Source organism: Tepidisphaeraceae bacterium (assembly GCA_035998445.1).
Classification (GTDB): Bacteria; Planctomycetota; Phycisphaerae; order Tepidisphaerales; family Tepidisphaeraceae; genus DASYHQ01.
The window spans coordinates 135,169-147,231 of sequence record DASYHQ010000033.1; the positions used below are offsets into that span (position 1 = coordinate 135,169).

Consider the following 12,063-nt stretch of genomic DNA (forward strand, 5'->3'; position numbering starts at 1 on the left):
AATCGCCAATCGACAAGGCATTAGGTGCACCGACGCGGGCGAATTTCCTCATCTTGCGATGGACGCCATTCTACCTTAGAAAATTTCCGCAATTGGTGCGCCGTCGCCGACGTAGGCGCGTGACCCACATTACAGGGACGGCCGAACATTTTGGGGCACCTTAACGTAGTGTTGACCGGCTCGGTTCCAGTGTTCACAATCGAGTTCTTGGGCGATCGGGCAAAAAGGGAAGAGAGAATGCAGGTGAATCAGCGTTCGATGGATCTTTTGAAGTACCGCAGTTTTCCGGGCATCGGGGCGGCGGTGCGGGCGTGTGCCGATCAGGTGGTTGAGGCGTGGCTGCAGATTGCCAAGGAGAACGTCCCCGCCGCCGGTGGCCTGACTGCCGACGAACTGCGCGATCACCTCGCCATGACGCTGCGCGGTATGGCCGAGACGCTGGAATCCGACCAGCCGATGACGCTCGCCGAGCTCATGGACAAGGCCACCATCCATGGTGACGTGCGCTTCGACCAGCGCTACAACCTGTCCGAATTGCTGACCGAATACAGCCTGATCCGCCCGATCCTGATCGACCACGTCAACGAATTCATGGACCGCCCGATGGACGCGACGGAGATCGTCGCGCTGAACCTCTCGGTCGACGTGGCGGTGAAGCAGGGCGTGCTGGCGTTCGCCAGTCATCAGAAGGCTCAGTTGGAGGCGGGCGCCAACTCGCGTGCGAAATACCTGTCGTTCCTGTCGCACGATTTGCGTGGCGGGCTCAACGGTACGCTGTTGATGATCGAGGTGCTGCGCCGCGAGCTGAAGAACCACGAGCAGTTCGCTGAGTCTGTTCAAGACCTGGAAGCCATGCGGCGGTCGATCCTGGACACGGTCGGCACGATGGACCGCTTCCTGCACGCCGAGAAACTGCGCAACGGCAAGATTCAGCCGCGTCTCGGGCAGGTCAACCTGCACCACCTCGTCCGCGACATCGTCAGCCAGCTTTCCTGGACCGCCAAGGAAAAAGGCGTGACGGTCGAGCCGAAGCTTGATGGCGATGGCATGGTCACCAGTGATCGCGAACTGCTCGTGCTGATCGTGCAGAACCTGATGTCGAACGCGATCAAATACTGCAAGGGGCAGGTGAGCCTGACCGTCACGAAACACGACAGCGGCAACACGATTATCGCGGTCTGCGACAACGGCCCGGGCATCGCGGCCGAGTTTCTGTCGAAGATGTTCGCGCCGTACGCCCGCGGTGACACGCACGGCGAGGCCGGCAACGGTCTGGGCCTCTTCATCGCCCGCCAGTCCGCAGACCTTCTCGGAGCCAAGCTGTGGGGCGAGTCGACCGTGGGCCAGGGCAGCCGGTTTTATGTGGAGATTCCGGAACCGAAGGCTGTCGCCATGGCGTAGGGGATGCCGTCATGCGGAGAGGGTGTTACATCCGGTCCCTCTCCCATGTACTCATGGGAGAGGCTAGGTGAGGGTGATTTCGATCTGCTGACGGTTTTCGAAAGAACGAAATCACCCTCACCTAGCCTCTCCCGGAGTACCGGGAGAGGGACCAAATCAAACCCCCGCGGCCGCGGGGATGTTGGCGAGGATGTCGGACAGCTTCACGTCCGGGAAGTTCTTCTCGAAGTACCGCATTCCCCAGGTCGACTCGAACACCAGGGCCGGCCGGCGATTCGCATCCACCACCAGGCTTGTTCCGGACGGTAACGTGGCGTCGGCCAGCTTTCCTGCGTCTTCGGGTGCAGTGAGCCAACGCAGGGTTTCCCACGGCGCCGACTCCACGCGCGTCTCCACGCCGTATTCGGCCTGCAGGCGGAAGCGCACCACGTCGAACTGCAGCACACCCACCGCGGCCATCAGCGGCACGCGCGAGGTGCTGTCGTAGCGGTACATCAGCTGCACCACGCCTTCCTGCGCCAACTGTTCGACGCCCTCGCGGAACTGCTTGGCGCGATCGGCCTTCTCGCAGTGCAGGTAGGCGAAGCACTCGGGCGCGAAGCTGGGGATCTGGTTGAAGCCCTCCTTCAAACCGGTGGAGAGCGTGTCACCGATGCGCAGGTCGGCGTGCCCGACGACGCCGATCACGTCACCGGCGAACGCTCGGTCGATGATCTCGCGCTCGCGGCCGAACAATTTGTGTGTGCTGGACAGGCGAATGTTCTTGCCCGTGCGCACGATCTTCACGGACATGTCGCGCTCGAACTCGCCGGACACGATGCGCACGAACGCGATGCGGTCGCGGTGCCGCGGGTCCATGTTGGCCTGGATCTTGAAGACGAACCCACTGAAGTGCGGCGCGTTGGGCTCGATCGTGCCCATGGCCGTCGGTCGACCGGCCGGTGGGGGGGATTCATCCACGAACGCGTCGAGGAACGCCTGCACGCCGAAGTTGTTGAACGCGCTGCCGAAGCAGACCAGCGTCTGGCGGCCACCCAGGAACGCCTCACGGTCGAAAACGGTTCCGGCCCCGTCCAGCATAGCCAATTCGTCGCGCGCGGCCGCATAGGCGTCAGGGCTGAGGGCGTCACGCACGACGGCGTCATCGATGCCCGCCACCTTCACCGGCGCGCGGTACGCGCCGCTGGGCGTGCGCTCGAACAGGTGAACCTGCTGCCGTGCGCGGTCCAGAATGCCCTTGAAATCCGGCCCGGTGCCCAGCGGCCAATTGACGGCCACCGCGGCTATGCCCAGCACGCTCTCCAGTTCATCCATCAGCCCGAGCAGATCGCGGGTGGGGCGGTCCAACTTGTTGATAAATGTGAAGATGGGGATGCCGCTGCGCCGGCAGACCTCGAACAGCTTGCGCGTCTGGTCCTCAATGCCCTTGGCGGCGTCGATCACCATGACGGCGGCATCGACCGCGGTCAGGACGCGATAGGTGTCTTCCGAAAAGTCGCGGTGGCCTGGCGTGTCGAGCAGGTTGATGACCTTATCGCGATACTCGAACTGCAGCACGGTCGAGCTGACCGAGATGCCGCGCTGCCGTTCCAGTTCCATCCAGTCGCTGGTCGCGGCGCGCTGCTGCTTGCGGGCCGTTACCGAGCCCGCCAACTGGATCGCGCCACCGTACAGCAACAGCTTCTCGGTGAGCGTGGTCTTGCCGGCGTCGGGGTGCGAAATGATCGCAAACGTCCGGCGGCGGGCAATCGCCTCTTCGTACATCAATGCTCCTCAAACAAAACCGAACCGAACGCGGCCGTATGCGTCGGAAATCAACTCCGATCCTATCTTATGCGCCCACATGGAATTGGCCTAATCGATTCCCGTTCAACACCGTGCGCGTCGGTCTGTACAGTTAGTACGTGCTGCGGGGGCGGTCTTCGCATGCGCGGCGGTTTGCTGGAAGGGTAGAACTTGTTCAACGATAACCTGATGTCATTCGCGGTCCCACGGGGTTCGATTCCGCTGGCCGAGGCCACGTCGTTCTGGCAGCTCGTGGTGACGTCGATCAAGGCGTCGAGCGCGATCGAGAACGCCATCCTGCTGTTGCTGTTGATCTGCTCGATCGCGTCGTGGGGCATCGTTTTATGGAAGCTGAAGGTGCTGCGTGAGGCGTGGGCCGGCAATCAACAGATGGCCGAGGCGTTCGTTGCCGCGACCGACCCGGCGGCGCTTAACGGTAAGGCCGGCGCGATGGCGGCGTCACCCAACGTCATCATCTACCAGGCCGCCCAAGACGCCGTTCGCGATGCCGGCGGCACCCGTGGCGCGTCCAACGGTCGGCTGACGGCCGGTGGCAATCCGCTGATGGCCAAGCGGGGGATCGAGGAACGCGTGCAGATGGCGATGGAGCACACGAGCCGCAGCGCGTTCACGCGCATGCACCGCGGGATGGACATCCTGGCCTCGATCGCCAGCTCGACGCCGTTCATCGGCCTGTTCGGCACGGTGCTGGGCATTATGCACACGTTCCAGGTGCTGGGCACCGCCAAGAGCGCGAGCCTGAACGTCGTGGCCCCCGGCATCGCCGCCGCTTTGATCGCCACCGCCGCCGGCCTCGCCGTCGCGATCCCGGCCGTGTTTGCCTACAACTGGCTGACTGCCCGCATGGATGAACTGCAGGAGCAGGCCGACATGTTCATTGAGTCGCTCGGTCAATGGTTCGTAGGCACCGGGCTGTTCAAGCACGCGCCTGAAGTGAACCACCAGTCGCACGAAGCGACTGATCCGGTCATCGTCGGCGAAGGCGCGCACGTGCCGGGATCGCGCGAGTAGTCGACATCCGGATGGCGGCGCGGACGGTTTCGAACGATTCACGATCGTTGTTTTGCTGGGACGAATCCGATGGGCATGTCACTTGGCGGTGGTGGTGGCGGTGGGAAGGGCAAGCGCCGGCGGCGCAGCGTGGCGGAGATCAACGTCACGCCCCTGGTAGACGTGATGCTCGTGCTGCTGGTGATCTTCATGATCACCGCGCCTACGCTTAAGGAAGGGTTCAGCGTCGAGATTCCGCAGGCGGAAGCGACGCAATCGGTGGCGATCGAGGACGCGCGCCTGGTAACGGTGACCGCCGACGGCCACGTGCTAAAGCCCGACGCCGACTCGGACGACAATCGCTACGATAAGCTGAGCGACCTCGTCGCCGACCTGCAGCGATACCGCACCGACACCGTCGCCGAGCAGAAGCAGCCCGTGGTGGTGATCGTGGGTGACCGCAACGCGACCTACGAGCGCATCATCCAGGTCTGGAACGCCGCCCGGTCGGCCGGCATCGGTCAGGTTAGTTTTCAGTTGGAACCGGGCGACGCGCCAGCCGAGGCGCAGGCGTCGGCTGGCAAGCTCTGATCCTGCTCGCGCGGTTTGGCTCGTCCGCTTGCGACGTTTCGCGCATCTCATTCGATAGGACCGCTTATGCAATCCGCCCCATCCACATCAAAACGTCCGACCGGTTGGAAGCGGCACTTCACCGGCCAGCGGCTGCGGATCTTCATCGCGCTGTCGATCGCGGCGCACTTGTTTCTCGGGCTGTCGTGGGGTGTGCCGGCGTACGTGCAGGAACGCCGGGCCGAGGCGCAGCGGCAACAGGCAGCGATGCTGGAAGCCCAGCAGCGCGCCGCCGCCGAGGAAGCGGAAACCGCCGCCAAGACCAAGGCCGCGGCCGAGACGCTGGCCGACGTGAAGCGGCAGACGCGCCGGGCGTTTGAATCGATGGTCGCGGCGCTGCCCCAACCGAAGAAGGACGACGTCTGGAACGAGATCGCGCCGAAACTCGACCCCGTTCAATCTCAAATGGCCGACGCGCTGGCGGACCGCGCGACCACCGAGACCGACTTGCGCAACCTGCAGCGAGAGCTGAGCGGGCAGATGATCGACGCGGTCAACGGCGCCCTGAACGGCAACGCCAGCGAGACCGAAGCGGCGGCGTTCATGACGCTGGCGCGCGAGCGGCTGCTGCCTGAACTCGTGCGGCACTACAGCAACGGCATGCAGGACAAGGTCGCCCGCCCACTGCAAGGCGACGCGAAAAATTTCATCGAAACCGAGGCCAACGCTACCAAGACCACCATCGACGGCCTGAAGGCGGCACGCGACGACGCGGGCAAACGGTTGACGGCCATCCGCGAGAACCTCGATGCCGCCCAGAAGGCCACCGATATCGCTCACGATGCGATCGCACGCAACGCCGACGGCAAACGCAACGATGAGATTGCGAAGCTGCTGGCGAACGCAACAGAAAAGCTCGCCAGCGCCACAGCCGCGGGTGACGAGTTCAACAAGTTGATCGATTCGATCATCAAGACGGCATCCAGCACCACCGGCGCTGAATCGTTTGCCGATCGGCTTACGGAAGCCAAAACGCGGACGAACAGCGTGCTGGCGAGCGCGAAGCCGACGGCCGACGCACTGGCCAGGCAGGACACGACGGCCGCCGTGAAGGAACTCACCGCCGCCGCGCTGGCGGCGCGAACGCTAGGCACCGCCTGGGGCGCCGCCAACGACGAGGCGGGCCGCGCCCGCGATCGGGCGTTGGCCGCGAGCGGTTCGGCGGTCGGCGTCGCCGGTCGATCGACGGTGCGCGAGAACGTGCAATCCACCTTCGGCGGCGCGTACAAGGAAAAGGCATCCGACCGAATCGCCGCAGTGCTGTCGGCCGCGTTCGCCAAGCGGTTGGAAGGGCGCGGCATCACCGATGCCGCGCTCGTGACCAAGGTCACCGCCGACGTGAAGGCGCTGTTGGAAGAGCGACTCGGCAGCGAGCCGCAGATCGTCACGTCCGCTATCAAGCCGTTGCTGACCTACGGCGAGGCCGACGCCGCTAAACCGTCCACCGGCGCCGGCATGACCGACGCGTTCGGTGATCGGTCGCAGCCGATCGTTACCGAGGGCATCAACGCGGTCGTCATCGACGATGTGATCGACCAGCGCCTCGCCACGATCGCCGACGAGCAATCCAGCGATACGGCCCTCGACGCCGCCGCCGACCGAATCGCCACCGTCGCCAGCAACCAGAACGCCGGCCGATCGACTGGCGGCGGGTTTGCGGGCATCGGCAGTTCCGTGTTGACCAGCCTGCGGTCCGACGCAATCCAGCGGGCGGATGACACTCAGAACGGCATGGCCGCGGCCAACGGCACGGCCAGCACGCAGCCGTTCGTCGACCCACTGCTGACCGATGTGAAGCGTGACCTCACCGAGGCGCTGGCGCGCGACCTGAAGGGGCTGTTGGAGGGGAAGCTGAACGAAGACCAGGCCGAGAAGTTCGTGGAGACCGTCACCACCGCTGGCGATGCGGACGTGTCGCGGCTGGCGGCCAACGTGCTGGACGGACGCGTGTCGGACAGCGACCTGGAGGCCAGCCGAACCGAGTTCAGCATGGCGATGATGGGCCACGTGAACGATGCGCTCGACGCCACCGCGACCGCCGACGTGGAGGCCGAGCTATTCAAGCAGTTGACCGGCGACGCCGGCACGGCGCTGGCGGACAACATCCGTAAGGCCGTGGCGAAAGAGGTGGGCAACGAGCTGGCCAGCGGGTTCGCCAATGCGGCCCGCGACGAACGGCAGGAGAGTGCCGCCAGCGTGCAGGCCCTGCGCGGCGCGATCGACACAATGCGCGACACAACGGCCAAGGCCAGCGAGATCGTCGAGGGCTCGCGCGTGCGCGCCCAGCGCGCCGCCAACGAGGCCGAAAAGGCCAAGCCCGATGCCCCGGCCGCCGACAGTGTCGCCGTCATCAAGGCCGAGCGCGAGCGGCTCACCGTCGTGCGGGAAACGCTGAGCGACGCCCGCACGACGCTCAAGGAAGCAACCGCGAATGCCAAGGTCGGCTCCGAGCGGCTTCGCGCTGCGCTGGGCGACCTCGAGACGTCGCTCGCGAACGTCACGCAGCGACTGGCCGACGCCGATGCCGCAGCTGCCAAGGGGGACGTCAAAGCTTTCGCCGGCGCCGTCGACGAGGTGAAGAAGGCGCTCGATCCGTACCGCAAGGCCGTCACCACGGCCACGACCAGCTTGCAGAGCGAGCCGGCCCAGGCGGGCGCGCAGTTACTGAAGGCAGCGGAATCGACGGTCGCGAAGGATGGCGAGGAGAGCAAGGTGGCGTCGAAGGTGAACGCCGCGTTCGAAGAAGAATTTCGCCAGGCGACGCTGCCACGGCTGACCGATCAGATCGTCAACGCCTACAAGGAGAAGATGGCCAAGGCGGGCGTGGACACCGAGGCGGGTGAGGCGGCGCTGCGCGAGAAGGTCGCCGCTGAACTGCAGAAGCAGGTGTCGACCGGCACATCGGTCGCCGACGGCGCGCTAGCCGAGGTGGACCGTCGCGGCACGTTTAAGGAAGCCGCCAAGGCGACGGGCGAACCCGATGCCGCGATGATTGAAAAAGCCAACGCTGCCGCCGACAACGCGGTGAAGGCGGGCGTCACCACGGCGCTCGGTGGCAACCGTGGTGGGGCGGAGGTCGGCAAGGCACTGAGCGCCGTGAAGGGGCCCAGCCAATCGATCCTGGAGTTGAAGGACAAGTTCGCACGAATGGAAGGCCAATTGCGTGGTGGCCGTGGTGGCCTGTTGGATGAACCGGCCGCCGACGCCGAACTTGTCGAAGGCGAACAGCCCGGCAGCGTAGCGGGCGTGCGAAAGAAGTGGCAGTCGATCCTCGCCAGCGCCGCCGGCGCCGGTGAAGGCAACGGCACCGGCAGCGCCGGGGAGGCGGGTGCGAGTGGCGCGCAGGGCAGCGGCTGGCGATGGGGTCGCGGCGTCAACCCGTTTGGCCATTGGGTAGATGAGGAGCAGTATCAGGCGCTCATCGCCAAGCTGAAGGATCGCGACAAGCAACTGACCGGCGGCCAGGCGTTCGCGCGCGTCGGCGCGACGGGCGATGCGTCCAACGCCGATGCCGATGCCGACATCGTTCGCCCGGCGACCATCGTCGCGCCGACCACTCAGCCTGCCAGCAAGGCCGAGGGGGATCAACCGTACGTGCCCACCTTCAAGTCGCTCGCCTTCGCGACCGCGCCGTACCTCACCGATTCGATCAAGATCGACGGCAGCTTCGACGACTGGAAGGACATCCCCGCGCTGCAGATGAAGCCGGAACGTTTCGACGGCACGGGCCAGGAAGGTCTGACCGTCGCCGACACCGTGACGGCCAAGGTGGCGTGGGACAAACATGGACTTTACTTCATGCTCGACATGGCCGACCCCGACCGCAGCATGAAGACCACGGCCGCGGGCACGTTTTGGGTGGGCGACACGTTCGAGATCTTCCTCGACACGATGAACTCGAAGGAGAACGCCCGGGCTCGTGGCGCCGGCCAGCAGTTCTGGGTGTGGCCGTTGGGCAGCGTGGATGACCCGACGCTGCCGGGCGGCGAATCGTTCGTGGACGGGTATTCGTCGTTCAAATTTGTACCCTTCAAGTCGCACCAGATGCAGCGCGCGATGCGCAAGACCGACGCCGGCTACCAGCTCGAGTGCCGCGTCGACACCATTCACATTCGCGATGCCGATTTGGCGCCCGGCAAGATCCTCGGCCTGAACATGACGGCCGAAACGGGCACGCGCGTCCACTACTACTGGACCGCTTCCAAGGCCACCGCCACCTTCGCGCGGCCCGATACTTGGGGCGACCTGCTGCTGGGCGGCGCCGATGGCCGGCTGGAGATTCCCGAGCGCCTCAGCGATGAAGACGGCGCGGGCGATGCCACCCAGGCCACCTCGTCGTTTCTCGTCGGCCAGCCGCTGCGCTTGCGCGTGAGCGACGGCGATATGAACCTCAACAGTCGCATCGCCGACAAGGTGATGGTGACGGTCGCCAACCCGTCGAACGGCGACTCGCAGGTCGCCATCCTGAAGGAGACCGGTGCCGACACCGGCATCTTCGAAGGCGCGATCCGCACCGTGCTCGACATCGGCGAAAAGCAACCGGGCGCTGTGTCCGTCTTCGACGGCCAAAAGCTGCGTGTTACCTACGTCGATCAGGCCCGCGCCAACGGCGCGCGCGACGCGAAGGTCGTCTTCGAGGCCAAGGCCGGCTCGCCGGTGATCGGTGTCGTCGCGGCGGGGGCGAACTGATACCGAGTGGGCGAGTGAGCAAGTCTTCAGCCAAAACGAAAGGCCGCACCGATGAAAATCGGCGCGGCCTTTTGTTTAAATGGGGCCTTTCGTGACGAGGCTAGTTGGCTTGATCGATTCGGCGAATCGCTCAGGCAGCCCGGTTGAACTCTCCGAAGTCGCTGTCTTCATCGAAGGGAATGGCGTTCGCGGCCGAGCATTTCGAGCTGCGGCGTGCGGGCGTTCGCTTGGTTCGCGAGGTGGTGAAGGACGAACGCGTTTGCCGCTGCGGGATGGCGGAGGTCATCGAGGCACGTTCGTTTGCTTTGCCGCCAACGAGCGCCACCAGTTCACCGACGACGCCCGACAGCTGCTCGGCCTGGCTGCTGAGTTCTTCGGCGGCCGCGGCGCACTCCTCGGCGCTGGCGGCGTTGCCCTGCGTCACTTGGTCCATCTGAGTCACCGCCGTGTTCACCTGCCCAATGCCGTTGGCCTGCTCGGAACTGGCCGCTGCGATCTCACCGATCAGCGCGTGAACGCGTTCGCTGGCATTGACGATCTCACCGAGCGTCCCGCCCACTTCTGCTGCGATGGACACGCCGTTGCGAGCGTTGCTGACGCTGCCCTCGATCAGCGCGTTGGTCGTCTTCGCGGCCTCGGCCGAACGCATCGCCAGGTTCCGCACTTCTTCCGCGACGACGGCAAAGCCCTTGCCCGCCTCGCCGGCCCTCGCGGCCTCGACCGCGGCGTTCAGCGCCAGCAGGTTCGTCTGGAACGCGATCTCGTCGATCGTCTTGATGATTTTGGCCGTCTCGCCGGCGCTGCGTTGGATGTCGTCGATCGCGGCGATCATGCGCGTCATGGCCGCTTGCCCCCGGTCGGCCGACGCTTTGGCATCGGCCGAGAGGGAACTGGCCTGCTGCGCGGTGTCGGCGTTCTTCCTCGTCATGCTGCTCATCTCCTCGAGGCTGCTGCTGGTCTCCTCCAGCGCCGCGGCCTGTTCGGAAGCGCCTTGGGCGAGCGACTGGCTGGAACTGCTGACCTGCCCGGCCGCCGACGACGTCTGCTCGGCGCCGGCCGACAGCGTTCCAGCCATACGGTTCAGGGCGGCATTGATCGAGCGGACGATCAGCACGCTCAGCGCGATGCTGGCTGCCAGCGCGATGCCGATGCCGATCATCATCGCCCGCTTGGCGGACGTGATGGTGGCCGCGATGTTGGCACTGGTGGCGTCGCCCGCCTCGTGGTTTGAATCCTTCAGCTGGCGCAGCTTGCCGATCATATAGTCGAACGCCGGTTCGGCGGTCGCGTGCCACTGGGACAGCGCCTCGGCGGCCTTGCCGTCGCGATGCAGCTTCAGGATCGGGACGCGCAACTCGCGAAACCGGGCGAGCGCGGCGCCTGCCTCGTCGCAGATCCGCCGGTCGGCATCGTTCGCGATGGTCCTCCCGAACGCCTGGACCGTCGTGTCGATCTCCGTCTTCAGCGAAGCGAGCTTGGCTTCCAGCCCGTCCATCTCCGGCTGCGATTGAGCCAGCAGAAAGTTGAGCGTGAAGCCGCGGCAATCTTTCGCCTTCGATTCGAGGTCGGCGCTCAGGAACACGCCGGGCATCGATTGATGTTCAATGGTATCGGCCAGTGCGTCCGTGCGCGACAGTTCGTAGTAGGCCAGAGCACCCAGCAGCGTGGTGATCAGTGCGGTCATCGCGAACCCAACGCTAATGCGTTTGCCAATCGTAAGCTTCGTCATTCTCAGTTTCCGTTACAGGTCTATGTTGCATGCGCAGTGCGCGCGCAGATCGAGCGAACTGCCGATACGCGACCGTGCTTTTGTTGTGAGTTTGGAATGAGCGGCAAGCTGGCGTAGGCGCGGCCTGTAGCTCAAACGGGGGCCAGACTTTTATGCGGCAGCGCCTACCGGCGGGACAGGCGTTGCCAGGGGCTCGTCGGCCGACAGGACGCGGTCGATGTCCAGCAAAATCTTCACGGCCTGACCGACCTTGCCCAGGCCCAGGATGTAATCCGTGGGGACGGCGGCGCCGAACGACGGTGTCGGCTCGATCTGGGCCGCGCCAATGTTCAGCACCTCAGCGACGCGGTCGACGATGATGCCCGTGCTCAACTTGCGATCCTGCTGGTTGATCTCGACGACGATGATGCAGGTCTCGTCCGTCCGAGGCACCGTGGGCATCGCAAACTTGGTCCGCAGGTCGACGACGCTGATCACCTGCCCGCGCAGGTTGATCACGCCCCGAACGTAGCTCGGCGTGCGCGGCACGGCGGTGATATCCATGTACCCGATGATCTCGCGCACCTTGAGGATCTCCAGCCCGTATCCCTCGTTGCCGAGGCCAAAAGTCAGGTATTTCCCGGCAATTGAAGGATGACCGGTGCTATCGTTTGATTCGGACATACAGACATTTCCTCAGCGAGCGGTTCGGTTAGCGGCCTTACAGAACTAACTTCGGCGCGATTTATGCCGAGCTTGAGGCGTGGTCGTAAGATGAGGAGTAACCCCTGTCTGCAACACAAGCTATGCGCGTTTTCATGGAGCGGCCCGAAATTCTG

7 protein-coding genes are annotated in these 12,063 nt (G+C 64.9%); 4 read left to right on the plus strand and 3 right to left on the minus strand.

Annotated elements, in window-relative coordinates; genetic code table 11:
• The first annotated feature begins 243 nt into the window (after positions 1 to 243).
• The gene (locus VGN72_14015) at positions 244 to 1,401 is read left to right on the plus strand and encodes a HAMP domain-containing sensor histidine kinase (protein ID HEV7300479.1); all 1,158 of its coding nucleotides are present in this window, start codon (positions 244 to 246) and stop codon (positions 1,399 to 1,401) included.
• Positions 1,402 to 1,557: 156 nt separating this feature from the next.
• On the opposite strand, the gene VGN72_14020 is transcribed toward VGN72_14015, so the two are convergent.
• Positions 1,558 to 3,165 carry a peptide chain release factor 3 gene (locus VGN72_14020; protein HEV7300480.1) on the minus strand — a complete coding sequence of 536 codons (1,608 nt, stop codon included), beginning with the start codon at positions 3,163 to 3,165 and terminating at the stop codon, positions 1,558 to 1,560.
• Between the two features lie 192 nt (positions 3,166 to 3,357).
• Here VGN72_14020 and VGN72_14025 point away from each other — a divergent pair, with 192 nt between their 5' ends.
• The 3 genes from VGN72_14025 (at position 3,358) to VGN72_14035 (ending at position 9,516) form a co-directional block, all read left to right on the plus strand.
• Positions 3,358 to 4,218 carry a MotA/TolQ/ExbB proton channel family protein gene (locus VGN72_14025; protein ID HEV7300481.1) on the plus strand — a complete coding sequence of 287 codons (861 nt, stop codon included), beginning with the start codon at positions 3,358 to 3,360 and terminating at the stop codon, positions 4,216 to 4,218.
• Between the two features lie 69 nt (positions 4,219 to 4,287).
• On the plus strand, positions 4,288 to 4,788 hold the full coding sequence (locus VGN72_14030) for a biopolymer transporter ExbD (protein HEV7300482.1): 501 nt from the start codon (positions 4,288 to 4,290) through the stop codon (positions 4,786 to 4,788).
• A 66-nt stretch (positions 4,789 to 4,854) separates the two neighbouring features.
• Positions 4,855 to 9,516, plus strand: a complete 4,662-nt coding sequence (locus VGN72_14035) for a sugar-binding protein (GenBank protein HEV7300483.1) — start codon at positions 4,855 to 4,857, stop codon at positions 9,514 to 9,516.
• A gap of 130 nt (positions 9,517 to 9,646) precedes the next feature.
• Here the strand turns inward: VGN72_14035 and VGN72_14040 are convergent, their stop codons facing one another.
• Both VGN72_14040 and VGN72_14045 read right to left on the minus strand, forming a co-directional pair.
• Positions 9,647 to 11,245: a methyl-accepting chemotaxis protein gene (locus tag VGN72_14040; protein HEV7300484.1), complete on the minus strand. Its 1,599-nt coding sequence runs from the start codon at positions 11,243 to 11,245 to the stop codon at positions 9,647 to 9,649.
• 150 nt (positions 11,246 to 11,395) lie between these two features.
• Complete coding sequence (locus tag VGN72_14045; GenBank protein HEV7300485.1) at positions 11,396 to 11,908, minus strand: chemotaxis protein CheW; 513 nt, start codon at positions 11,906 to 11,908, stop codon at positions 11,396 to 11,398.
• Positions 11,909 to 12,063: the final 155 nt, after the last annotated feature.